This is a genomic window from Mesorhizobium sp. M1406 (genome assembly GCF_040317555.1).
Classification (GTDB): Bacteria; Pseudomonadota; Alphaproteobacteria; order Rhizobiales; family Rhizobiaceae; genus Mesorhizobium.
Map to the genome: position 1 here is coordinate 42828 of NZ_JAMYKW010000026.1, position 24196 is coordinate 67023.

Genomic DNA, 24196 nt, shown 5'->3' on the forward strand with positions numbered 1-24196 from the left:
CCTCACCTCTCGTATTTCTCGACCTTCTGCTCGATGGCGCCGAAGATCGAATGACCCGTCCTGTCCTTCATCTCGATGCGCACCGTGTCGCCGAAGCGCAGGAACGGCGTTCTGGGCTCGCCTGACACAATGGTCTCGATCATGCGCAGTTCGGCGATGCAGGAATAGCCGGCGCCGCCAGCCGAGACAGGTTTGCCCGGCCCGCCGTCGAGCTTGTTGGAGACAGTCCCCGAGCCGACGATCGTGCCGGCGGCCAATGGCCGTGTCCTTGCCGCGTGAACGATCAGCGCCGGAAAGTCGAAGGTCATGTCTATACCGGCATTGGCCCGGCCGAACGGCTCGCCGTTGAGATCGGCGAGCAGCGGCAGGCTGACCTTGCCGCCGTCCCATGCGTCGCCCAGTTCGTCCGGCGTCACCGCGACAGGCGAAAACGCCGAGGACGGCTTTGATTGGAAGAAGCCGAAACCCTTTGCCAACTCCGGTCCGGTGAGCGCGCGCAGCGTGACGTCGTTGACCAGCATGATCAGCCGGATCGCGGCGCGCGCTTCATCGAGGCTTGCACCCATCGGCACATCGTCGACGATGATCGCGACTTCGCCTTCCATGTCGATGCCGAAGGCTTCGTCGACTATCCGGATCGGATCGCGTGGCGGAGTGAAGGAGTCCGAGCCGCCCTGGTAGATCAGCGGGTCGGTCCAGAAGCTCGCCGGCATCTCGGCGCCGCGGGCTTTGCGCACCAGCTCGACGTGGTTCACATAGGCCGAGCCGTCGGCCCATTGATAGGCGCGCGGCAGCGGCGAGTGGGCGTCATGCTCGTGGAAGCGCTCCGCCGGCACCGCGTTGTTCTCCAGCGATTCCGCTATTGTCGTGAGGTGCGGTGCGATGCGCCGCCAGTCGTCGAGCGCCGCCTGCAGCGTGCGCACCAGGAACGAGGCGTCGGTGAAGCGTGTCAGGTCGCGCGAGACGACGACGAGTTTTCCGTCGCGCGTTCCGTCCTTCAATGTGGCAAGCTTCATGCGGTTTCCCCTCCTTGTGCAGCTTTGGCGCTGCTTAACTCCACAACAAGGCCGTCCCGGGCGATCGTCAAGTCGCCGGCCCATGTTTTCCTGACAGCGGCGATCCATTCGGCTTCGCCGATCTCGGGATCGTCGGCCGGAATGAGGTGATTGAGCACCAGCCTCGTTACGTCGGCATCGCTGGCGATGCGCCCGGCCTCTTCGGCAAAGCTGTGGCTGGCAAGCAGATGCTCTTTCAGCCGCGCGCCATTGCCGGTCCTGGCCACCAGCCGCTCGATGCCTTGTTCCAGCATGGCCTCGTGAACCAGAATATCGCCGCCCCGGGCAAAATCGGCGAGCGGCGGATAAAAGGCCGTATCGGCGGAGAAGACCACGCTTCTCCCAGCGTATTCGAAGCGCAGGGCGAAACAGTCGGTCACCGGCGGATGGTCGACGCGCAGTGCCGAGACCTTCAGGCCGCGTTGCTCGACCACCTGGCCTTCGCCGAATTCGACGATCGAAACCAGCTCGCGGATATCCGGCCGGCCCTCGTCGACGATGCGGATCTCGATGTCGAACTCCATCGCCTGACAAAAGCGCCGCCAGTAGTGGCCTATGCCGGGCGGGCCGAACACGCCGACGGGCGTGGCCAGACCTGCCGTCCAGGCGGTGTGGAGCAACGGCCCTAGTTCCAGCACGTGGTCGGAATGCAGATGCGTGATGAAGATCAGGTCAAGCCACTTCAGGCTGATGCCGGCGTCGACCAGGCCGCGCGTCACGCCAAGTCCGCAGTCTACAACGACCGTGCGGCCGCCGATCTGCAGCAGCGACGAACTCGGCCATGGACCACCCGGCCGCAGCGCCGGGCCACCCTTCGAGCCCAAAATCACCAGTTGGTCCGGCATTGGCTCGGTGCTCAAGACCAGTCGCCCTCTGGCGTGCCGTTGAAACGCTTCTTCAGGTCCGCCCAGCAGTCGATGTAATTATCCTGCCGGGTTTCCAGTTCGGCGCCGTAGCGGGTCAGCATCTGCGGAAAGCGGGTCTCGAACATGAAAGCCATGGTGTTGTCGAGCTTGACCGGTTTCAGGTCCGCGCGGAAGGCTTTTTCAAAACCTGTCGAGTCAGGCCCATGGGCCAGCATCAGGTTGTGCAGGCTGATGCCGCCGGGCACAAAACCCTCTTCCTTGGCGTCGTACTGGCCGTGGATCAGCCCCATGAACTCACTCATGATGTTGCGGTGATACCAGGGCGGCCGGAACGTATCTTCGGCAACCAGCCAGCGCGGCGGGAAGATGACGAAGTCGATGTTGGCGGTGCCTTCCTCGCCGCTCGGCGCGGTCAGCACGGTGAAGATCGACGGGTCGGGATGGTCGAACAGCAGCGCGCCCACCGGCGAAAAGGTTGCCAGATCATATTTATAAGGCGCGTAGTTGCCGTGCCAGGCGACGACATCCAGCGGCGAATGACCGATCTCGGTGACATGGAAATTGCCGCACCATTTGACCACCAGCCGGCACGGCGTTTCCTTCTCCTCGAACCAGGCGCAAGGCGTCTTGAAATCGCGCGGATTGGCCAGGCAATTGGCGCCGATCGGGCCTCGGTCAGGCAGCGTAAGCTTGGCGCCGTAGTTCTCGCAGACATAGCCGCGCACTTCGGCGTCGACCAGCTCGACCTTGAAGACCAGACCGCGTGGCAGCACGGCGATCTCGCCGGGCCTCAATTCGATCACACCCATCTCGGTGACGAAGCGCAAGGCACCGACCTGCGGCACGATCAGCAATTCGCCGTCTGCGTTGAAGAAATGATCGTCCGCCATCGAGCGGTTGGCGACGTAGACATGCGCTGCCATGCCGGTCTGCCCCAGCACATCGCCTGATGTGGTGATACTGCGCATGCCGGCGATGAAATCGGTCGGCTCCTTCGGCATCGGCACCGGATTCCAGCGGTATTGGCCGAGCGCCAGTTCGTGATCGCCGACATTGGGCGCGCTCTTCCACAAGGGATAGCTCGCCGGTTTGAAGCGGCCGGTGTGCTTGACGCTCGGCCGAATGCGATAGAGCCAGGAACGCTCGTTGGTGCCGCGCGGGGCGGTGAAGGGCGAGCCCGAAAGCTGCTCGGCATAGAGGCCGTAGGCCGGCCGCTGCGGCGAATTCCGCCCCTGCGGCAGCGAACCCGGCAAAGTCTCGGTTTCAAAATCGTTGCCGAAGCCCGGCATGTAGGAAAAGGCCATCGCTTCCTCCCGGAATGGATCTCAATTGACGAAACTGGTTTCGTTTGTAACCATCGAAAATGTAACCATCAATGGCGGCTTTGAAAAATGGCGATCAAGAGCGAAGTGTCCGACGCGCCTGAAATTCTCAACCTGGAAAATTTCCTGCCCTACCGGCTCTACCGGCTTGCCGACGCCGTCAGCCGCGAATTTTCGCGGATATACAAGGACAGCCATGGCCTTACACGGCCGGAATGGCGCACCCTTTCCGGGCTTGGGCAGCACGGCACAATGACGGCGTCCGCACTCGGTGAGCAGTCGGCCATGCACAAGACCAAGGTTTCGCGCGCGGTGGCTGAGCTTGAACGGCGGCGTTGGCTAACGCGCACGCCAGATGAGAAAGACCGCCGTCTCGAACATCTGACGCTGACCAGGGCAGGCCTCGCCGCCTATCGCGAGATGGTGCCGCTGGCGAAGGCGTTCGAGCGGCAGTTGTTGTCGAAATTGAGCGCCAAAGAGCGTGGGGCGATCATAGAAGGACTGGCAGCGCTAGAAACGGCCTTGGGGAAAGACTAGGTACCAGGAGAATTGTTGATATGTCGGCGGGACAGAGGGGAGGCGCGAAGGATCGCAACACCTCCTGTCAGGCGCTACCAATCCATCACCACCTTGCCCGAGCTGCCGCTGCGCATGGCATCGAAGCCGGCCTGAAAATCGTCGATGCCGATGCGGTGCGTGATCAGGCCCGAAACATCGAGCGGACCTTGCACCAGCGCGATCATCTTGTACCAAGTTTCGAACATCTCGCGGCCGTAGATGCCTTTCAGATGCAGCATCTTGAAGATGACCTTGTTCCAGTCGATTTCGAAACCGGTGGGCGCAATCCCCAGGATGGCGATCTTGCCGCCATTGTTCATGGTGTCGATCATGTCGCGGAAGGCGGGTGCGGCGCCCGACATTTCGAGGCCGACATCAAAACCCTCGGTCATGCCGAGCGCAGGCATGACGTCGCGCAGCTTTTCCTGCGAGGCGTCGACGACATGCTGGACGCCGAGCTTTTTCGCCAGCGCCAGCCGCACAGGGTTGATGTCGGTGATGACCACCTTGCGCGCGCCGACGCATTGCGCGACGAGCGCGCCCATGATGCCGATCGGTCCGGCCCCGGTGACCAGCACATCCTCCCCGACCAGATCGAAGGACAGTGCGGTGTGGACGGCATTGCCCAGGGGATCGAAGATCGCGGCGATCTCATCCGGCACATCGTCGGGGATCGGCACGACATTGTGCTGCGGGATTGCAAGATACTCGCCGAAGGCGCCGGGACGGTTGACGCCGACACCGAGCGTGTTGCGGCAGAGATGCCCTCGCCCGGCGCGGCAGTTGCGGCAATGGCCGCAGACGATATGACCTTCGCCCGACACGCGCTGGCCGATCTTGTATTCCGTGACCGCGGCGCCGAAATCGGCAACCGTGCCGACGAATTCATGACCGGTGACCATCGGCACCGGTACCGTCTTCTGCGCCCACTGGTCCCAATTGTAGATGTGGACGTCGGTGCCGCAGATCGCCGTTTTGCGGATCTTGATCAGCACGTCGTTGGGGCCGATCTCCGGCACCGGCACCTCTTCCATCCAGATGCCCGGCTCGGCCTTGGCCTTCACCAGCGCCTTCATCATGTTCGACATGCTTTTGTCCCTTGAATCTCTTGATCCGGAATCGCTTTTCGATCCCGGCCTTTCAGGAAATCACGCCCAATTCCTTGCCGACCGCTTCGAATGCCTCAACCGCGCGGTCGATGTCCGCGGCGGAATGCGCCGCCGACATCTGCGTGCGGATGCGCGCCTGGCCCTTCGGCACCACCGGGAAGGAGAAACCGATGACATAGATGCCGCGCTTCAGCATGCGCGCCGCCATCTCTTGCGCCAGCGTCGCATCGCCCAGCATCACTGGAATGATCGGATGGTCGGCGCCGGCCAGCGTGAAACCGATCTTGCCCATCCGCGACCGGAACCGCGCCGCATTGGCATAGAGGTGCTCGCGCAAGCCATCGCCATTGCGGATCAGGTCGAACGCCTTGATCGAAGCGCCGGCGATCGCCGGCATCAGCGTGTTGGAGAAGAGATAAGGCCGCGAGCGCTGGCGCAGCCAATCGACCACCTGCCTCTTGCCCGATGTGTAGCCGCCGGATGCACCGCCAAGCGCTTTGCCGAGCGTCCCGGTGATGATGTCGACCCTGCCCTCGACGCCACAATGCTCGGCCGAGCCGCGGCCGTTCTGGCCGACGAAGCCGACCGCATGGCTGTCGTCAACCATCACCATGGCGTCGTATTTGTCGGCGAGGTCGCAGACACCCCTGAGATTGGCGATGATGCCATCCATCGAGAACACACCGTCGGTGGCGATCAGCCGGAAGCGGCAGTCCCCGGCTTCCTTCAGGCGCGCCTCGAGATCGGCCATGTCGTTGTTGGCGTAGCGGAAGCGTTTGGCCTTCGACAGCCGCACGCCGTCGATGATCGAAGCGTGGTTCAGCGCATCGGAAATGATCGCGTCCTCTTCACCGAGCAACGTCTCGAACAGGCCGCCATTGGCATCGAAGCAGGAGCCGTAAAGGATGGTGTCTTCCAGGCCGAGGAAGGATGAAATCGTCGCCTCGAGCTGCTTGTGCTCCTCCTGCGTGCCGCAGATGAAACGCACCGATGCCATGCCATAGCCATAGCGGTCGAGCGCCTGGCTGGCCGCCGCACGCAGGTCGGCGCTGTCGGCGAGGCCGAGATAGTTGTTGGCGCAGAAGTTGAGCACTTTCTGCCCACCGACCTCGATCTCAGCCGACTGGGTCGAGGAGATCACGCGCTCGGATTTATAGAGGCCGGCTGATTTGAGCCCCGCGAGCTCGCTGTCGATGTGAGAGAGGAATGCTGCGGTCATGGTCGGGCCTCGTTTGATGTGGGCCGACTGTCGTCTCGTCCGAGGTAAAAATCCATCGCAAAAACGACCGGATCGGTGGCAAGCGGCCCGATGCGGCCTCGATGGTCGCAAAAGCGACGCTACTACAAATGGTTCTGGCGGATCGCTCAAATGCCGGCACGGCGCTAAACGGGCCGATAACCATTTCGCGATCTTTCCACGTCTCCCCCTTGCCGGACGGCTGTCGATTTCCAGACCTGTTAATGTTTGCAGGCCAATGGTCTTCGCAGCAGGAATCCGTTGGCGAGAGGACCGCCCCCGAAAATGTCGCAGCAGCCGGCGCAAACCGTTTCAGGCAAACTTATACTGCTGATCAAAGCTGGCTACTGGCTGGCCCTCCTGATCATTGCCGCCATGGTGATAGCCTCCTTCATCCTGCTGCAGCAGATGATGGCCACCCAACAGCACAACAACACGTTGCTCGACATCGTCAGCACGCAAAAGACGCTTTCGCAGCGCATCGTCTTCCTGGCCGGCGCAACGGGCGCTGCTTCGCGTGACAAACAGCCGGCGCTGGTCAGCGCGCTCAAGCAGGCGACGGCGGAGTTCGAGACGAATTACGATCTGCTGCTCGAGCAGACGGGAGCCGATCCGCAATCGCCGGCCAAGCTCGACCCAAAGTCGATCGAGAGCGTCCTTTTCGCCAAGCCCTTTCACCTCGACTATTTCTCGGTCGGGCTGATCGCCAATGGCGACCGCCTGATCTCGGCCTATGAATCCCAGTTCACTGGCAATGGTGGCTACAAGGGTGGCGACGAGCGCGTCAACCTCGACGCCTCCGTCGCCAATGCGAGCTTGTCGGGCTACGCCGCGCTTGGCCAGCGCATCAGCGCCGATGCCGACGAGCGTTCCGAGAAGCTGCTCGCTCTCCACCGCACGCTGTTCTACGCCACCCTGGGCGTCATCGTACTGGTGGCGCTTTTCATCTTCAGGCCGATGTCGAACGCTATCCTGCGCAAGACGCATGAGCTGATCGACGCGCGCAATTCCATGGCCTTCATCGCGGTGCATGACGGCCTCACCGGCCTGCACAACCGCACGTTTCTGACCGATCATTTCGATACGCTGATCAAGGGCACGCACAGGCGTCGCGAGCGACTTGCCGTCGTCCAGCTCGACCTCGACCGGTTCAAGCAGATCAACGATACGCTCGGCCACGCCGCCGGCGACTATGTACTGGTTGTCACGGCACAGCGCATGCGCGATTCCTGCCGGGCTTCGGATCTCTGCGTACGCCTGGGCGGCGACGAGTTCGTCATGATCCTCGGTGGCGCCGGCGGCACCGAAGACATCAACATGCTGGCGCGGCGCATCCTGGCGCATATCAACGAGCCGATCGTCTTCCAGGGCACGACCATTCTCCCGGGCGCCAGCGCCGGTATCGCCGTTTACCCGATCGACGCCGACAATGCTCAGGATCTGCTGGTTCATGCCGATCTGGCGCTCTATTCCGCCAAGAAGCTGGGCGGCGGCAACTTCTCCTTCTTCTCCGAAGAGTTGCGCCGCGAGCTCGACTATCGCAAGCAGCTCGAGCACGACATCAAGGTCGCCATCGCGGAGCGGGCATTCCAGGTCTATTTCCAGCCGCAGGTTTCGCTGACCAACGGTACGATCAGCGGCATCGAGGCGCTGGTGCGCTGGAACCATGCCGAGCGCGGCATGATCCCACCGGGCGAATTTATCCCGGTCGCCGAAAAATGCGGCTTCATGCCCGAGATCGGCCGCATCGTCATCACCAAGGCGATCAAGGAAGCCGCCGAATGGAACCGCGCCGGCATTGCCTTCGGCCGCCTTGCGGTCAATGTTTCCGGCACCGAATTGCGCGAGCCCGATTTCGATGCGTTTCTGTTCGAGACACTGGAAAAGGCCGGGCTGCCGCCACAGAAACTGTCGCTGGAGATCGTGGAATCCGTCATCCTCGACGACGAGAAAACGGGTATCGCCGCCAAGCTGCGTCACATCCGGGCAGCCGGCGTCCATCTGGAACTCGATGATTTCGGTACCGGTTATGCCTCGCTAAGCCATGTCAATCCGAACGAGATCGACCGGCTGAAGATCGATCGCCGCTTCGTCCAGAACATTCATGAGAATGGCGACAACTCGAAGATCGTGCGCGCCATCACCGAGCTTGCCCGTGGCCTCGGCATCTCCATCGTCGCCGAAGGCGCCGAAACCGAAGCCGAGCTCGAATCGCTGATGGCGATCGGCTGCGACCAGGTGCAGGGCTACTCCATCGCCTTCCCGATGCCGCACGACAAGGCGCTGGAATGGCTGACCGCCCGCATGCCGAAGAAGGCCAAGCTGACCGTGCTGCAGGGAAGCCTGGCATAGCCATTGCCCAAAGCGCGTCGCGCTTGAGCGGAGTCGAGCGACGCGCTTTGCGTCTTTGTTTTGTGCATGTCGTTATCTCAAAACCGCTGCGCACTTTTGGGCGACATGTTCCAGGACGGCTTCGACGGCAAGACGAAGCTGATCAACTTGATCACCACGCTGAAGCTGCGCCATTAACCCTTGGGACAATCCGGGGCTACGACGACTGAGCCCTATCCTGCCCTAGCTTTCCACATTCGCCCGCAATGCCGCCAGCACCTGCGCGAACTCCGCCAGCCGCTCGTCGGACAGTCCGACCCGCAGCCGCTTGTCAAAGGAAAGCGCGGCCTTGCGCAACGTCTCGAACATCGCCTCTCCGGCTGCGGTCAGTTCGACCAGATGAACCCGGCGGTTGACGGGATCGCGGCGGCGCACCAGCAGGCCCTGCGCCTCCATCGCGTTGAGATGGTGGGTCAGCGTCGCCCCCTGGATGCCGATCATGCCGGCAAGCTCGCGCTGATTGGCAAGCTTGCTCGACTTGACAGACAGCAGAGTGAGCCAGACCGGCAACGTACCGCCCGCTTCGACAAGAGCAGCATCGAAGGCTTGGGCGACAAGTTTGGCTGTGCGGCCAAGATTCATGCCGACTGGTGGGCGGTCAAAGGGCGTCATCGTCGGACACTAGACGGTGTTTTCCGTAGAGGGAACCGAGTGACAGGTTATACATTGACATCTAATCATTTGATATCTAATTATATGCGAACAGCGGGCAGAAAAGAGGAAATGCGGTCATGCAATATGTCTACATCGTCGTCCTCGGTCTTCATGTCATGGCGGGCGTGTTCTGGGCCGGCACCACCATCGCGGTCGGCCGCGATCCGGAGATCCGGGCGGAACGGTTCTTCCGGCCCCAAATGGGCGCGGCCGGTCTCGTTTTCCTCACCGGCATACTGCTTTGGTATTTCTTCCATGAAGGCCTTTTCGGCCCGATGGAGAAGGTGCTGGCGCTGGGCATCGCCACGGCTCTAATTGCCGCCGGCGTACAGGGCGCGCTGGTGGGTTCCGCCACCAGGAAGCTTGCCGGCGCCGACGCGGCGACGGAAGCCAGGTTGCGCGCGAAAATGACAAGAGGCGAGCGCATCGCCGGCGGTCTACTGGTCATCACCGTGCTATGCATGGCCGTCGCGCGGATGGTTTGAGGCGCGGCACAACTTCACGGAATCGTACGTTGTCTGGCGACGAGCCAATGACGTGCGGGCGCGCGGTCGGACCGAAGTACACGGGCTCTCGTACGCAGGTCCGACCGCGCGCCACCAATTCTCGCGATAACGAATTTCAAATCCGCAAGCCGAACCTGATGCCGTCATAAATGGCGGCATGGATGTTGCGCGAGGCGACCGCGTCGCCGATCCGGAACATCACGAAGCGTGCTTCTGGGTTGCGCGCCGGAAAAATGTCGCCGCCGCTCACCAGCCGCTCGTAATCCACCGCGCCGCCGTTCTTCGACAGCGGCTTCAGCGAGAGATAGAGATCGTCGAGCGGCAACGTGCCGTGCTCGACCACCACCTGGTCGACCCGCCGCTCGCCGCGCCAGCCATCGGCAAAGTCCGAGGCCAGTTCCGCGACCAACTGGTTGCCCTCGCGCCATACCGAGCGCAGCCGCGTGTTGATGGTGATGGTGACGCCCTTTTCCTGGAAGGCGCGCATATAGGGCACGTGGTTCATGCCTCCCATTTCCGGTGCGAAGAACCGCTCCGGCGAGACAAGCTCGAGTTTTGAGCCGGCATTGGCGATCAGTTCGGCCGCGCCCATGCCCTGATGGCCGCCATTGTCGTCATAGAGCAGCACATTTTCGGCCGGCTTGGCGCTGCCGGCCATGATGTCCCAACTCGAGGTGACAAGGTTGTCGCCAGCCGTCAGCGGCGGGTTTTGCGGCAGGCCGCCGGTGGCGACCACCACCACGTCGGGCGACAGGGCCAGAACGTCGTCCTTCTCCGCCCAGGTGTCGTAGCGAATCTCGACACCGAGCCGGTCGAGTTCGGCCAGCCGCCAGTCGATGATGCCGATCAATTCCTTGCGGCGCGGGTTCTGCGTCGCCAGCCGAACCTGGCCGCCGGCCTGGCTCGACGCTTCCAGGATCGTTACCTTGTGGCCTCTCTCGGCCGCGACCCGCGCCACCTCCAGCCCGCCGGCGCCGGCGCCGACGACGACGACTTTCTGCTTCGGCCCTTCGGTCTTGACGATGATGTGCGGGATGTCGGCCTCGCGGCCGGTCGCCGCATTGTGGACGCACAGCGCTTCACCGCCTTCGTAGATGCGATCCAGACAATAGGTGGCGCCGACACAAGGGCGGATCTCGTGCTCGCGGCCCTCCATCACTTTTTTGATGATGTGCGGATCGGCGATGTGGGCGCGGGTCATGCCGACCATGTCGAGCTTGCCGGTGGCGATGGCGTGCCGCGCGGTGGCTACGTCGGAAATGCGCGCCGCATGGAAGGTCGGGAATTTTGTCGCCGCCCTCACCTCGCCGGCGAAATCGAGATGCGGCGACGAACGCATGCCGGTCACCGGGATAACCTTGGTCAGTGCCGCGTCACTCTCGATCGAGCCGCGGATGATGTTGAGGAAATCGACCTTGCCGGAGCCGGCCAGCCGCTTTGCAATCTCGACGCCTTCCGCCTTCGACAGGCCTTTTTCAAAATCTTCGTCGGCGACCATGCGGATGCCGACGACGAATTTGTCGCCGACCGCCGCACGCACGGCGTCGAGCACCATGTTGGTGAAGCGCAGGCGGTTGTCGAGCGAACCGCCGAACTCGTCATCGCGGTGGTTGGTGGCCGGCGACCAGAAGCCGTCGATCAGATGGCCATAGGCTTCGAACTCGATGCCGTCGAGGCCGGCGGCCTGGCAGCGCTGCGCGGCTGAGGCATAATCGGCGACGATCCGCTCTATGTCCCAGTCCTCGATGGTCTTCGGGAAAGCGCGATGCGCCGGTTCGCGCACGGGCGAAGCCGAGAGCACCGGCAGCCAGTCGGCCTTGTTCCAGCCGGTGCGGCGGCCGAGATGGGTGATCTGGATCATCACCTTGCAGTCGTGCTCGTGGCAGGCATCGGCGAGTTCGGCCAGCCACGGCACGATCCTGTCCTCATAGACATGCAGGTTGCCGAAGGCCGCCGGACTGTCGCGCGAAACGATCGCCGAGCCGGCGGTCATGGTCAGCGCCATGCCGCCCTTGGCCTTTTCGGCATGGTAGAGCCGGTAGCGCTCTTTCGGCATGCCATCCTCGGAATAGGCCGGCTCGTGGCTGGTCGACATGACCCGGTTCTTCAGCGTCAGATGTTTGAGCTGGTAGGGCTGGAGAAGCGGATCGCTGCTGGTCATCGTCTTCCTGCGGTTTTAAATTGTGCTAATGAGCGGCAAAATTCGTTTTCAAGCATGTCGTCCCCACACTTCCCGGCGACATGCGATAAGGAACCCGTTTATGATCGACACCAGGACCCTCACCCAGCTCGGCGCGCACGTCGAGACGCCACAGAGCCCCGAAGCAGCGGTCCTGGAGACCGTGCCGTTTGCGCGCGGCGACGGGCCGCCGGCGATCGTGCGCTTCACTTGCCCGGAATTCACTTCGCTGTGCCCGGTCACCGGCCAGCCGGATTTCGCCCATATCGTCATCGACTACGCGCCCGATGCGCTGCTGGTGGAATCCAAGTCGCTCAAGCTGTTCATGACCTCGTTTCGCAACCATGGCGCCTTCCATGAAGACTGCACCGTCATGATCGGCCGGCGCATTGTGGGGGCAACCAAGCCGCTGTGGTTGCGCATAGGCGGCTATTGGTATCCGCGCGGCGGCATTCCGATCGACGTGTTCTGGCAGACCGGCGCGCCGCCCGAAGGCGCCTGGCTGCCTGACACCGGCGTCGCGCCCTATCGCGGGCGCGGCTAGCTCGCTCATCATTCGCACTGATATTGGCTGAGTGCCCATTCACCGGTCACCGACAACAGATCCGTGATCTTCCAGTCGCCGTCGACCTTCTTGAACTTCCACTCCAGCCGGTGCGGGTTGCCAGCGATGACGAAGGCGACGATGACCTTGGCCTGGTCGCCTTTGATCGCCTCGAGCGTCTTCAGGCTCTTGTCGATCTCCGCCTTGTCATAATCCGCATTGTCCAGCGCCATGTTGTGGTCGAGGCACTCGCCCTGTCCGGACTTGCGCAAGGCGTCGCTCTTGTCGAGCACGGTTTTCGCCGGATCGATGAAATGGCTGCGCTCTGACGGATCGATCTCCAGCCCGACCTGATCGTAAAACGGCCGCACCACAGCGGTCGGGGATCCCTGCTGGACGGGTGCTGCCGGCGCTGCCTCGGCTGGCGACCATCCGACCGGGGGCGTTGCCGGTTCCACGGCCCCGCCGGGCGCATTCGCGAGCGGCGCCCCGCTGTCGCCCGGCGCAGTGTCAGCCGGCGCGTTTGCCGGCGGCGCACCCAATAAACCTTGCGCGGCGGCGCCACTCAGACCCACCGCCAGCAGGCACATGGTCGACAGTGCCAGGAACGGGCGATGGGCCATCGCATCACTCCGGTGTCTGGCCGGCCATGCATTCCAGCGCGCTGAGCTTCCAGTCGCTGGTCTTCGAGGCGATGTCCGATATCTTCCACTTGCCGTCGATCTTCTTGAGCGACCAGACCATTTCGCGTTTGGAATCGTCGCCCTCGGAGAAAAGGCTGAAGGATGCTGTAACCTCTGCGTTGTCGCCATCCAGCTTCTCAGACAGTTTCAGCGTTTTCGAGACGGTCTTCTGATCGAAATCCTGGGCGTCCAGGCCAGGATCGAAATCGATGCAGGCGACCTGGTCCGGGTTCTTTTTCGTTGCCTGGTCGTTCAGGTCGAACAGTTTCGTCACCGGCTCGGTGAACCGATCCCGGTATTGCTCGTCGGCCTCGAACTTGACTGCGGGAACATAGAAGAACTTCACGGCGTTGGACGCCGGTCCGGCGACGGCGGCCGCCGGCAAGGCTATCGAAAGGGCGGCAACGAGCACTGTCGGTCTCATGCAGAATCTCCGGCTTTTGATGGCTTGAGCCTACCAATACCACGCATCCTGCATATCGGCTTTTTTTCGGCTCATGAAGCCCCGTAACGCTTGTTTCAACCATCCAGCCAGACGTTCTGCAGGTCCATCTCGAAGGTCTGGTGGACACCGTAGTTCTTTACCTTCTTGTTCATGTGGCTGTAGAGCTTCTGCCAGAACGGCTGAACGATGACGCCCGAATCCTGCAGGATCTGCTCGACATCCTTCATCACCTCCTTGCGCTTCTCCACGTCGATGAGCGAAAGCGCCTGCTTGAGCTTGGCGTCGAAATCAGGATTTGAGTACGCCGTTTCATTCCAGGCCTCGCCGGTGCGATAGCCGAGCGCCAGCACCTGAACGCCGAGCGGGCGCATGTACCAGATCGTCATGGAATAGGGATATTTCGTCCAGTCGTTCCAGAAGGTCGAACCCGGCAGCACCGTGCGCTTGACCTTGATCCCGGCATCGCGCAGCTGGCCGGCGATCGCGTCGCCCGTGTTCTTCTGCCAATCGTCCTCGACGGTGATCAGTTCATGCTCGAAGTCGGCCTGCCCGGCTTCCGCCATCAGCTTCTTGGCGCCGGCGGCGTCGCGTGTCTTCTTGGGCAGCGGATAGTATTCCGGATGGATCGGCGCGACGTGGTGGTTTTCGCCAGGGGTGCCTCGCCCGGCGTAGCCAAGTTCGAGAACCGCGTTGTTGTCGACGGCCATTTGCAGGGCGTTGCGGACCCGCTGGTCGTCATAGGGCTTGTGAGTGATGTTGGTGCGGGCAACGAGCGTCGTCGCCGTCGCAACCTCCGATTTCACCAGACCCATCTTGTCGAGGATGTCGATGAAGTCGGCGGGCGTCTCGAAATTGAGGTCGATCTCGCCGGAATCGAATGCATTGATCGAAGCGTTGAAATCGGTGCCGTAATCGATGAATTCGACGCTGTCGAGCGGCGCTTCCCCACCCCACCACTTGCCGTTCTCACGGCGCTTGACGACCGCCTTCTGGCCGACATCGTAGGAGACCAGTTCGAACGGCCCGGTGCCGATCGGCTTCTTGATCGGATCGGCACCGTCGGCATCGAAGTTGCGATGAACCACCAGCGCCGGATAGTCGGTGAAGTTCGGGATCAGCGAAATGTCGGGTTCGTTCAGTTTCAGCTTGACCGTGTTGTCATCGACCTTGGTGATCGCGCCATCCCTAGCCTTGCCGGTCTTTGCGACGATCAGTGCGCCGACGCGTGCGGCCATGGAGTTGCCGGCGACGCTTTTCTCGCACCAGCGCGTCAGATTTTGAACGACATCATCGGCGCTGAAAGCATCGCCGTTGTTCCATGTAATGCCCTTGCGCACATGCAGCACATATTCGGTGGCGTCGTCGTTGATATCCCAGCTTTCCAGCAGAACCGGCTCGAATGTGAATTGCCTGGTGTAGCGGACAAGCGGCTCCAGCCAGCAGCGCGAAATGTTGGCCAATTCCACCCAGTCGTAAGTGCGCGGATCCTTCTGCCCCTTCACCGACATCGAGACGCGCAGCGTCCCGCCTTTCTTCGGCTCTTCGGCCAAAGCACGATCGGGCACGGCAAGGCCGATCATGCCATAGGCAAGCGCCGTTGACGCGCCGAAGGCGCTTGCGAGCGCCAGGAATTCGCGCCGGTCGACACGACCCGCGCGTGCTTCGGCGGCCATTGCCTCGATAGTGCTCGGCACGCGATCGCCATTGCTTCTGAAGAATGTCATTTTTTTCTCCCGTCTGGTTCCCGTCTGATCTTCGTGCGGCACCTCAACTGACGCTGTCCGGCAGCCTCTCCTCGCGCCGCGCGATGAAGTCTGTCAGGCCATCGGCGATGCCTTCGTCGAGCTTCGGCTCCTCGTAGTCCGCCAGCATGTTGCGCGCCTTCTCGCGGCCGCGCGTGTCGTGGTCCTTCGCCCCTTCGGCCTTCCACTGTTCGAACGAATTGAAGTCCATGATGGTGGGCATGAAGAAGGCGGACTCGAAATGTTCGAGCGTGTGCTGGGTGCCCAGGAAATGCCCCTGGGGCCCCACCTCGCGGATCGCCGCCATCGCTTCCTTGAAATCGTCGAACGGCAGCCCGCCGGCATATTTGTACCAGCCGATCAGCTGTTCGCAGTCGGTCGCGAATTTCGAATAGCCGCAGGTCAGCCCGGCCTCGAGCCATCCCGCCGAGTGCCAGATGTAATTGGCGCCAGAAAGGATGGCGGCATGCATCAGCATGTTCGCCTCGTAGCCCGCCTGCGCGTCGTTCAGCTTCGACCCGACATGGAAGCCGGACGTGCGCCATGGCAGCCGGTATTTCCGCGCCAGGGCTCCCATCAGATACATCATCTGGGCCGCCTCCGGCGTGCCGCCCATCGGGGCGCCGGTCTTCATGTCCACCGTCACCATGAACTGTCCATAGATCTGCGGCGACCCCGGGCGCAGCAGCTGCGTGAACGCGATGCCCGCCAGCGCTTCCGCGTTGACCTGCGCCACCGCGCCCACGGCGGAGGCCGAGGTCGAGGCGCCGCACAGCGCGAAGGGCGCGAGGATCAGCGGCTGGTTGTTCCGCGCATAGACCTTCATCGCGTCCAACATGGTGGCGTCCCACACAAGCGGCGAATTGCAGTTGGTGATCGACACCAGGACCGGGTTGTCGCGGACATAATCCTCGCCGAACACGATGCCCGCCATCGCCATCGTGTCTTCCGCCCGATCCTTGGACGTGACGATGCCCATGAACGGCTTGTCGGAGTGCTTCAACGCCGAGTGGATGATGTGGAGGTGACGCTTCGGCACCGCGATTTCCATCGGCTCGCAGATGATCGAGCTCGACGAGTGCAGCGCCGGCGCCATGTAGGCGAGCTTGTGGAAATTCTGCAGGTCGGCGAGCGTGCCGTAGCGTCTGTTGTTGTCGAGGTCGCGCACATAGGGTGCGCCGTACATCGGCGCGAAGATGGAGTTGTTGCCGCCCACGCGCACCGAACGCTGCGGATTTCGCGCATTGAGCGTGAACTCCGGCGGGACCTTCGAGACCAGCTCCATCAGCAAGGCACGGTCGATGCGGACACGTGTCTCCGAAACGTCTGCCCCGGCCGCCTTCCAGAGCGCGATAGCCTCGTCGTCGCGGAACTCGCATCCCACCTCTTCGAGGATCGAGAGTGACTCCTGGTGGATCAGCTCGACCGCCTCATCCGGAACCATCTGATAGACGGGGATCTGGCGAACCAGGGTCGGAAACGACGTTACGGGAGCCCCGCGCAACGCCTTGCGCCCCAAGCGGCCGCCACTTCGACGATTGGCGTGTTCGGTCATTTCAGGGGCCGGTGCGTTCATGACAACTCCATTCCACTCATTGGCACCAGCCTAGCGGGACAAAATATGTATGTGACGCTGGAAAATCCTGATCTCTTGTATAAGCTGAGCTTATGCGAAGCCTGCGCCACCTCCTGCCTTCCGCCGGCAGCCTGATCGTCTTCGAGGCGGCCGGGCGTCTGTCGAGCTTCACCGCCGCCGGGCGCGAACTCGGCATGACGCAGGCCGCCGTCTCCTATGCGGTGCGCGGACTGGAAGAACAGCTCGGCGCCAAGCTGTTCCAGCGCCGCCACCGTCAGGTCATCCTGACCGAGGCCGGCGAGCGCTTCCACGCCGACGTCTCGCTCGGCCTCTCACATATCCGCAAATCGGCGGAGGATCTGCGCCTGCAGGCAACCGGCGGCCACGTGACGCTGGCCGCCTCGACGGCCTTCGGTTCCTTCTGGATGATGCCGCGCCTGCAGCAGTTCCGCGACGAACTGCCGGGCATCGACCTGCGCATCCAGACCGCCGACCGCGACCTCGACATCATCGCCGAAGGCATCCCGCTCGGCGTGCGCGGGGGCGAGCCGCGGGATTGGCCGGACTATCATTCGCTGCCGCTGGCGGATGAGGAGATATTTCCCGTTGCCGGCGCCAGCTACGCGGCGAAGTTCGGCCTGCCCGAATCCGTCTCGGAACTGGCCACGCACCGTCTCATCCATCTGGAAGAGCCGTATCGCGAGGCGGCCAGCTGGGACGAATGGTTCCTGTCGGCCGGCGCCAGTCTCAGCGATACCGCGCGCGGCCTGCGCATCAACGACTATGGCCTGGTGATCCAGGGCGTCATGGAAGGGCAAGGCATCGCTCTCGGCTGGCGGCATCTTGCCGAGCGCCTGCTGGCATCAGGACTGTTGGTGCCGGTGACGGATCATGTTCTGAGGACCGGCAAGGCGTTCTATGTCGTCTGGCCGAAGAACCGAGAGCTCAGCGACAACGCCCGCAAGGTGCGCGACTGGCTGGCGGCGCAGGCGTGAGGGACAGTGCCTCCCAGTTCCTTGGAAGTCGGCGGGACAGCACCCCCTCTGTCCTGCCAGACATCTCCCCCGCAAGTGGGGAGATTGGCAGTTCCAACCTCGCCGCCCTTCCTGCAGCGCTGCAGATTGGCGAAAGCCGTGACGACATCCGATCTCCCTCCTTGCGGGGGAGATGGCCGGCAGGCCAGAGGGGGGTGCTGTCCCGCCAGCATCACCGCTATTCCGCCGACATCGAATGCTTCCTCATCGGCGTCGAATCCGCCTATAGTGTCTCCATGCCCATCCGCCAGCTTTCCGAAACGATGATCAACCAGATCGCCGCCGGCGAAGTCATCGAGCGTCCGGCAAGCGTGGTCAAGGAACTGGTCGAGAATGCGCTCGATGCCGGTGCCGGCAGGGTGGAGATCGTCACTGCCGGCGGCGGACTGAACCTGATCCGCGTCACCGATGACGGCTCCGGCATTCCCGAACCGGAGCTGGCGCTGGCGATCGCGCGTCACTGCACCTCCAAGCTCACCGAGGATATCAACGACATCCGCTCGCTCGGCTTCCGCGGCGAAGCGCTGCCGTCGATCGGCTCGGTGTCGCGGCTGTCGATCCGCTCGCGCACAGCCGCCGGCGACAGTGCCGCCGAGATCGGCATCGAAGGTGGCCGCGTCCTGCCCGTCAGGCCGGCGGCGGCCAATCGCGGCACCACGGTCGAGGTGCGCGACCTGTTCTTCGCAACGCCCGCCCGGCTGAAATTCATGAAAGGCGAGCGCGCCGAGAGTTCGGCGACCAGCGATGTGATCAAGCGCATCGCCATCGCCTTCCCCACCGTGCGCTTCACCCTGGCCGGCTCCGATCGCTCGACGCTGGAATTGCCCGCGACCGACGGCAGCCAGGAAGGCAGCCTGCGTCGCATCGCCCAGGTAATGGGTGCCGACTTTCCCGACAATTCGATTGCCATCGAGGCGATGCGCGAAGGCGTGCACCTGACCGGTCACGTGTCGATCCCGTCCTTCACCCGCGCCAATGCGCTGCAGCAATATGCCTATGTCAACGGCAGGCCAGTGCGCGACAAGCTGATCGCCGGCGCCATTCGCGGTGCCTTCGCCGACGTCTTGCCGCGCGACCGCCATGCGGTGACGGTGCTGTTCCTGTCGCTCGATCCGGCCATCGTCGACGTCAATGTCCACCCGGCCAAGGCCGATGTGCGCTTCCGCGACCCAGGACTGGTGCGCGGGCTGATCGTCGGTTCCATCCGCCAGGCACTCGCCGATTCAGGCATCCGCGCGGCCACCACGGGTGCTGCCGGCATGATGGCGGCTTTCCGGCCCGGCGCCGCATCCTACGGTCACGGCGGCCCGGCAAACGGCCACCGCAGCTACGACGCGGCCCATCACGCGTCGGGCTCGTCCGGCTTCGATGCTGCCCGTTCATCCCAGCGCCCTCTCGACATGGGTTTCGAGGGAGCGCGCTTCGAACATCGCGGTTTGCGCGAAAACGAGCAGGCGGCGTTCGATGCCGGTCCGCTTGCCAGCGCCGATGCGCGCGCCGGGCAGGATGAGGCGGCCGAGACGCTGCTTGGCGCGGTGCTGGGAGCGGCGCGCGCCCAGGTGCATGAGAACTACATCGTTGCGCAGACCAGGGATTCGCTCGTCATCGTCGACCAGCATGCAGCACATGAACGGCTGGTCTACGAGGCGCTGAAGAATGCGCTGCATTCGCGCCCCGTGCCCTCGCAGATGCTGCTTCTGCCTGAAATCATCGACCTGCCCGAAGAGGATGCCGAGCGGCTTGCGCTCCATTCAGAAACGCTGGCACGTTTCGGGCTCGGTATCGAGCGCTTCGGCCCCGGCGCCGTCGCGGTGCGGGAGACGCCGTCGATGCTCGGTGAAACCAATGTCCAGCAATTGGTGCGCGACCTTGCCGATGAGATCGCCGACAACGACACGGTCGAGACGCTGAAGGAGCGGCTGGACAAGATCGCCGCGACCATGGCCTGCCACGGCTCGGTACGCTCCGGCCGTCTGCTCAAGGCGGAGGAGATGAACGCGCTGCTGCGGCAGATGGAGGCGACGCCGGGCTCCGGCACCTGCAACCACGGCCGCCCGACCTATATCGAGCTCAAGCTGGCGGATATCGAAAGGCTGTTCGGGCGGCGTTGAGGTCTTGCTATCGGCGTCCCGCTTCATTTCCTTTGGCGGTACTTTTTGGTCTTGCGGTCAAAGGCATAGTCCATCGCATATCCGGCGCCGCCACCTCGAAAATTCACCGAAATGATGTCCTTGCCTCGCTCGGTCCACTTTTGGACGTTCGCATAGATGGACGTCATCAGCATGCCGGCGTTGCAGCCATCATCATCGAAGGCGATCTCCTGAACGACCTTCCTGCTGCTCTTTTTGATGACCTGCATTTTCGCCATGCAAGTGCCTGAGTCGGTGTTCGTATAAAGACCGGCAAACCTGTGGGCGGCTGTTTCGGCCCAGAAGGGAATCTCGACGGTCCCGTCGATCTTTGGATCGCCAGTATCGTCCAGGCTCGCGACTTTCTTGAGCGTGACGGGATACGTGTCTGCCCCCTTGCTCCAGGTGCCTGTCGCGCCGCTTTCAGCCATGTCGAGGGAAAACGGGCATCCGGTGGTGTCGACGGGGATCTTTGATCCAACCACCAGTATCCGGTCGAATTCCTTGTCGTTCGAGATCTCGCAGAGCGCGAGCCTGGTGCCGTTGAGCTTGCCGAACACCGCTATCGGGCTTTGTTTCGCGTCGTAGAAGTAGCTTCCCTCGATGGTCATGCCGCTGCCGAAGCCGTCATATGTCTGAAGCGAGACATGAACGGGCTGGGAGCCGATGGACCCTTCGTAGTTCTCCACATGATACCAACCCGCGGCGGCCTTTCCGCTCAGCAGCAGCACACAAGAAATTACGGATATGAACCATCTTCCCATCCCGACCCCGCCGTGTTCCACAAAAGCGGCTCACCATAGCCGCCCGCCTGGCGCATGTCTGCATCACGGCGGGTACGGCTCGGGATTTGAGTCCGGAACGGCTCCAATCTTTTGTGTCAACGCCTCAAATTCACGACAATGACGCCGCCGAGCGCCAGCGCGCCGCCGAGGATGCCGAGCAGCGTCGGCACTTCGCCCAGCCAGAAGAAGCCGATCAACGCCGACATGGGTGAGACCAGATAAAGGAAGTTCGAGGCACGTGCGGCAGGCAGCCGCGACAGCGCGGTCGCCCAGGCGGCGTAGGCGATCAGGCTGGGCACGATGCCGAGGAAGATGACGGCGCCGAGGCCCGCCGTATCGGCAACCGCCGCCTGCGAAAAGGCTGACGGCAGGAAGGGCGACAGGCAGAGTGCGCCGAGCACCATGTTCGAGGCCGAAATGGTCAATGGATGATGGCGGGCAAACAGCGGCTTCTGGACGATGGTGTTGACGGCCGAGCACAAGGCCGAGCCAAGCACCAGCAGGGCGCCGGTATTGAAATGCAGACCTTGCCCGTCGGCCATGGCGATGACGCCAATGCCGGCGAAGGAAATCACCGTTCCGATCCAGGCCATGCCAGAGAAGCGCTCGCCAAGCAGCGCCATCGCCATGATGGCGGTGAAGATCGGGCTGACGTTGATGATGAATCCGGCGGCACCGGCCGAGACGGTCAGTTCGCCGAAATTGAGCATGACGGTGTAGAGCGCGACGAAGATGGCGCCGCCGAAGACGAGGCGCCACACTTCGTCCAGCCTGGGCAGCGCCGGACGCTTGACCGCGAGGAAGATCGCCGCCGGCACGGCGGCGATGGCAAAGCGCAGCGCGCCCAGTTCCAACGGCCCGAAGGCGGCAAGGCCGGCGCGGATCGCCGGAAAGGCCGATGCCCAGCCGACCACCGTGAGCGCCACGGCGATGGCTGCCGCGGTATCCATCCGCTGTGTCGAATTCAACGTGCCCGTCACTGCGCCCATCTCACCGTCCTCGTGTTCTTCGATCCTGAAAGGCAGAAAACGCCTTTTGGGGCCGATTGACAAACGACCAAATCGAGGATCACCTGTGACTATGGATCACAGCTCAGACACAATGGTGCCGCTCGAAACGCTGCGCGCCTTCGACGCGGCGGCGCGAACAGGCAGCTTTTCGGCGGCGGCCGAAAAGCTCAACATCACCCACGGCGCCGTCAGCCGGCAGATCGCCAAGCTCGAAGACTGGCTGGGATTGAAAGTCTTCGATCGCGGTGCGCGCGGCGTCTCGCTGACAATCGAAGGCAACAGGCTGCATCTGCGCACCACGGAAGCTTTCGCGCTGATATCGACCCATTCCGACCGCTGGGTCGAACCGCGCGGCACCGCCGTGGTGCGGCTGACCTCCATCCCCTCGGTCAGCGGGCTGTGGCTGATGCCGCGCATGGCGGCACTGGAGAATAATCCCTCCAAGCTGCGCATCGTGCTGGATGTCGACATCCGCCACGCCGACCTCGCGGACGAAGGCATCGACCTGTCGATCCGCTGCGGCCGCGGCGGCATTCCTGGCCGCATCTCGGTGCAGCTTTTCGAGGAACATGTCTTCCCCGTCGCCTCACCGGAGCTTGCCCGCGAGATCGGGCGCGGCGACCCCGCCCGGCTGCTCAAATTTCCGCTGATCAACGATTCCGACGCTTCGGCCTGGCGCGCCTGGTTTGCCGCGCAAGGCATGGACTACCGCCCGCGCCCGCAGGATCGCCGCTTCGAGGATTACAACCTGGTGCTCGACGCCGCCGCCTATGGGCTCGGCATCGCGCTGGCGCGTCCGCCGCTGACCGGGCATCAGTTGGAGTCGGGCCGCATCGCTCCCGTCGACGAGCGCACCGCTCTCAATCCGGTGTCCTACTGGCTCGACCGGCCGATGGGACGGCCACGGGCCGCTGCGGCGGAACTGGCGCGCCGCATCGCGGTGCAGGCAGGGCTGGCGCCGGAAAAGATGGAAGCCTTCATCGACGCCGAGGGTTAGCGCAGCACCAAAAGAATGAACCCGACGATCGCCACGGCCAACAGCCCGGCAGCCAACGACGTTAGGCCCACGCTCATCTGCCTGCTTTCGGGCTGCGCCACGACGTTCGACCGGGAAGCCGCCTGCCCTCGTCCCGCAACCGCATTGGCGTCGGCTGAGCGGCGCAGGGCCGGAACCTCGGGTGAAAGAAGCGCAACCCATGGCAGTGCCGTGGCCCTTGCCGCGGCTCCCTCATCGACCCTTGTCGGCGGCGGCGCCAGGCCACGTTGCGTAGTGTCGCCGTCAGCCGATGTCCTCGCCGCAGTCGCTGCGGCATCGCCGGTTGTTGCGCCGTCCGGTTCCGCGAGCGCGAGATAAGCCTGCAACATCTCCGCCGATGCTGTCTGCTGGGCTCTCACGGTTGTTGCCGGTGATAACAGCATAGGCAGTGTCGGTGTCGCTGCCGGGCGAACGGGCGCGCCGGATGGCGCTGGCGGCGCCACCAGCGCCTTCACGAGGGCGGTTTTTACCGGATCGGCCTTCGCCGACGGCACGGCCCGCGGCGTCATCGCTTCCCTAAGCAAGACGGCAAGACGAGCAGAGGAAATATCCATAGTGCCCCGTCAACAGCTTTTTCTTCCCAACATTAGGGGTTCAGCATTGTCTCAGGCTTGTCACATGCTTGACCTCGCCGGAAATTTATGGCGATGAAACCCCCATGAACCTCGGCGTCCCTGCATGATGAACCGTTTCGAAGGCCCCGGCGGCAGCAAGGAAGCCCGCATCCGCTATCTCGATGGCGATTTCCAGGTTACCAGCCCTGGCGCATTCGTGCGCTGCGCGGTGACCGGCGAAAGCATTCCGCTCGATGAGTTGAAATACTGGAGCGTCGCCAGGCAAGAGCCCTATGTCAGCGCAACCGCATCCCTGCGCCGCGAAATCGAGGTGCATCCGGAGCTGCGCAGCCGACGCTAGCCCAATCTCAATAGTTGCGGATAAACAGCGACGCTGGAACGTCGCCTCGTTCTCTAGCATTCGAAGAGAGATCATCCATGGGATGGACAATCGAGCAATGGATCGCCATTGCCACGATAGCTGGATCAGCTTTTGGTTGGGCAATTGCTAACGTTGTGCGCGCGTGGACGTACTCTCGCGAGCAGCAGCAGAGAGAGTGGGCCAGATTTGGCGAAATCCTCGGCATTCTGAACAACAAAAACTATGAGCATGGTATGTGGGCGCAGCTTGCCGCAATCAATGAGCTGCGCTCGCTAAGAACAAAGCGCCCTTTGGTGCTGCGAATTGCAAGAGAAGCTCGCACCTTTTGGGCAGATGGAGGCAATGTCGCGGTGCTTGCAGAGCTGGACGAACTAATCCGAGACTTGGAACGCTAGCCGC

The 24196-nt window shown here is 63.0% G+C and carries 23 protein-coding genes; 9 read left to right on the plus strand and 14 right to left on the minus strand.

Going from position 1 to position 24196, the window contains the following annotated elements:
- Positions 1-2 precede the first annotated feature (2 nt).
- From NKH03_RS20880 to hmgA, 3 genes are read right to left on the minus strand one after another with little or no spacing between them, the layout of a single operon-like run.
- Entirely contained in the window at positions 3-1016 is a 1014-nt protein-coding gene (locus NKH03_RS20880) for a fumarylacetoacetate hydrolase family protein (protein ID WP_352970225.1), read from the minus strand.
- Positions 1013-1900: an MBL fold metallo-hydrolase gene (locus NKH03_RS20885; protein WP_352970271.1), complete on the minus strand. Its 888-nt coding sequence runs from the start codon at positions 1898-1900 to the stop codon at positions 1013-1015. Before NKH03_RS20885 ends, NKH03_RS20880 begins: the two co-directional genes overlap by 4 nt.
- 11 nt (positions 1901-1911) lie before the next feature.
- On the minus strand, positions 1912-3225 hold the full coding sequence (gene hmgA, locus NKH03_RS20890; protein ID WP_352970227.1) for a homogentisate 1,2-dioxygenase: 1314 nt from the start codon (positions 3223-3225) through the stop codon (positions 1912-1914).
- Positions 3226-3312: 87 nt separating this feature from the next.
- On the opposite strand from hmgA, the gene NKH03_RS20895 reads away from it, so the two are divergent.
- Complete coding sequence (locus NKH03_RS20895; RefSeq protein ID WP_352882209.1) at positions 3313-3780, plus strand: MarR family winged helix-turn-helix transcriptional regulator; 468 nt, start codon at positions 3313-3315, stop codon at positions 3778-3780.
- Between the two features lie 74 nt (positions 3781-3854).
- Here NKH03_RS20895 and tdh read toward each other — a convergent pair whose 3' ends face one another.
- Together tdh and NKH03_RS20905 are read right to left on the minus strand one after the other, a co-directional pair.
- A complete protein-coding gene (gene tdh, locus NKH03_RS20900) occupies positions 3855-4889 on the minus strand; it encodes an L-threonine 3-dehydrogenase (RefSeq protein WP_352869498.1) in 1035 nt (344 codons plus the stop codon).
- Between the two features lie 52 nt (positions 4890-4941).
- Positions 4942-6129, minus strand: a complete 1188-nt coding sequence (locus tag NKH03_RS20905; RefSeq protein WP_352970230.1) for a glycine C-acetyltransferase — start codon at positions 6127-6129, stop codon at positions 4942-4944.
- A 303-nt stretch (positions 6130-6432) separates the two neighbouring features.
- On the opposite strand from NKH03_RS20905, the gene NKH03_RS20910 reads away from it, so the two are divergent.
- Complete coding sequence (locus NKH03_RS20910; RefSeq protein ID WP_352882205.1) at positions 6433-8499, plus strand: putative bifunctional diguanylate cyclase/phosphodiesterase; 2067 nt, start codon at positions 6433-6435, stop codon at positions 8497-8499.
- Between the two features lie 222 nt (positions 8500-8721).
- Here NKH03_RS20910 and NKH03_RS20915 read toward each other — a convergent pair whose 3' ends face one another.
- Positions 8722-9150 (minus strand): MarR family winged helix-turn-helix transcriptional regulator, encoded by a 429-nt coding sequence (locus NKH03_RS20915; RefSeq protein WP_352869492.1) that lies wholly within the window; start codon positions 9148-9150, stop codon positions 8722-8724.
- Between the two features lie 119 nt (positions 9151-9269).
- Between NKH03_RS20915 and NKH03_RS20920 the strand changes: the two genes are divergently transcribed.
- On the plus strand, positions 9270-9677 hold the full coding sequence (locus NKH03_RS20920; protein ID WP_352869490.1) for a hypothetical protein: 408 nt from the start codon (positions 9270-9272) through the stop codon (positions 9675-9677).
- A 136-nt stretch (positions 9678-9813) separates the two neighbouring features.
- On the opposite strand, the gene NKH03_RS20925 is transcribed toward NKH03_RS20920, so the two are convergent.
- Positions 9814-11859 carry an oxidoreductase gene (locus tag NKH03_RS20925; RefSeq protein WP_352970232.1) on the minus strand — a complete coding sequence of 682 codons (2046 nt, stop codon included), beginning with the start codon at positions 11857-11859 and terminating at the stop codon, positions 9814-9816.
- 100 nt (positions 11860-11959) lie between these two features.
- On the opposite strand from NKH03_RS20925, the gene queF reads away from it, so the two are divergent.
- A complete protein-coding gene (gene queF, locus NKH03_RS20930) occupies positions 11960-12421 on the plus strand; it encodes a preQ(1) synthase (protein WP_352970234.1) in 462 nt (153 codons plus the stop codon).
- Between the two features lie 8 nt (positions 12422-12429).
- Here the strand turns inward: queF and NKH03_RS20935 are convergent, their stop codons facing one another.
- From NKH03_RS20935 to NKH03_RS20950, 4 genes are all read right to left on the minus strand, one after another.
- Positions 12430-13044 (minus strand): YqhG/Tai3 family protein, encoded by a 615-nt coding sequence (locus NKH03_RS20935; RefSeq protein WP_352970236.1) that lies wholly within the window; start codon positions 13042-13044, stop codon positions 12430-12432.
- 4 nt (positions 13045-13048) lie between these two features.
- Positions 13049-13528: a DUF3828 domain-containing protein gene (locus tag NKH03_RS20940; protein WP_352970238.1), complete on the minus strand. Its 480-nt coding sequence runs from the start codon at positions 13526-13528 to the stop codon at positions 13049-13051.
- Positions 13529-13623: 95 nt separating this feature from the next.
- Positions 13624-15273 carry an ABC transporter substrate-binding protein gene (locus NKH03_RS20945; RefSeq protein ID WP_352970240.1) on the minus strand — a complete coding sequence of 550 codons (1650 nt, stop codon included), beginning with the start codon at positions 15271-15273 and terminating at the stop codon, positions 13624-13626.
- A 43-nt stretch (positions 15274-15316) separates the two neighbouring features.
- Positions 15317-16867 (minus strand): trimethylamine methyltransferase family protein, encoded by a 1551-nt coding sequence (locus NKH03_RS20950; RefSeq protein WP_352970242.1) that lies wholly within the window; start codon positions 16865-16867, stop codon positions 15317-15319.
- 92 nt (positions 16868-16959) lie between these two features.
- Here NKH03_RS20950 and NKH03_RS20955 point away from each other — a divergent pair, with 92 nt between their 5' ends.
- Together NKH03_RS20955 and mutL are read left to right on the plus strand one after the other, a co-directional pair.
- Positions 16960-17862 (plus strand): LysR substrate-binding domain-containing protein, encoded by a 903-nt coding sequence (locus tag NKH03_RS20955; protein ID WP_352970244.1) that lies wholly within the window; start codon positions 16960-16962, stop codon positions 17860-17862.
- 275 nt (positions 17863-18137) lie between these two features.
- On the plus strand, positions 18138-20012 hold the full coding sequence (mutL, locus tag NKH03_RS20960; RefSeq protein WP_352970273.1) for a DNA mismatch repair endonuclease MutL: 1875 nt from the start codon (positions 18138-18140) through the stop codon (positions 20010-20012).
- 23 nt (positions 20013-20035) lie between these two features.
- Here the strand turns inward: mutL and NKH03_RS20965 are convergent, their stop codons facing one another.
- Together NKH03_RS20965 and NKH03_RS20970 are read right to left on the minus strand one after the other, a co-directional pair.
- On the minus strand, positions 20036-20761 hold the full coding sequence (locus tag NKH03_RS20965) for a hypothetical protein (protein WP_352970246.1): 726 nt from the start codon (positions 20759-20761) through the stop codon (positions 20036-20038).
- 149 nt (positions 20762-20910) lie between these two features.
- A complete protein-coding gene (locus tag NKH03_RS20970) occupies positions 20911-21804 on the minus strand; it encodes a DMT family transporter (protein WP_352970247.1) in 894 nt (297 codons plus the stop codon).
- 91 nt (positions 21805-21895) lie between these two features.
- Between NKH03_RS20970 and NKH03_RS20975 the strand changes: the two genes are divergently transcribed.
- Entirely contained in the window at positions 21896-22822 is a 927-nt protein-coding gene (locus NKH03_RS20975; RefSeq protein WP_352970249.1) for a LysR family transcriptional regulator, read from the plus strand.
- On the opposite strand, the gene NKH03_RS20980 is transcribed toward NKH03_RS20975, so the two are convergent.
- Positions 22819-23370: a hypothetical protein gene (locus tag NKH03_RS20980; protein WP_352869476.1), complete on the minus strand. Its 552-nt coding sequence runs from the start codon at positions 23368-23370 to the stop codon at positions 22819-22821. The genes NKH03_RS20975 and NKH03_RS20980 overlap by 4 nt on opposite strands.
- 169 nt (positions 23371-23539) lie before the next feature.
- On the opposite strand from NKH03_RS20980, the gene NKH03_RS20985 reads away from it, so the two are divergent.
- A complete protein-coding gene (locus tag NKH03_RS20985; RefSeq protein ID WP_352970251.1) occupies positions 23540-23776 on the plus strand; it encodes a DUF2093 domain-containing protein in 237 nt (78 codons plus the stop codon).
- A gap of 77 nt (positions 23777-23853) precedes the next feature.
- Entirely contained in the window at positions 23854-24192 is a 339-nt protein-coding gene (locus tag NKH03_RS20990) for a hypothetical protein (RefSeq protein ID WP_352970252.1), read from the plus strand.
- Positions 24193-24196 lie beyond the last annotated feature (4 nt).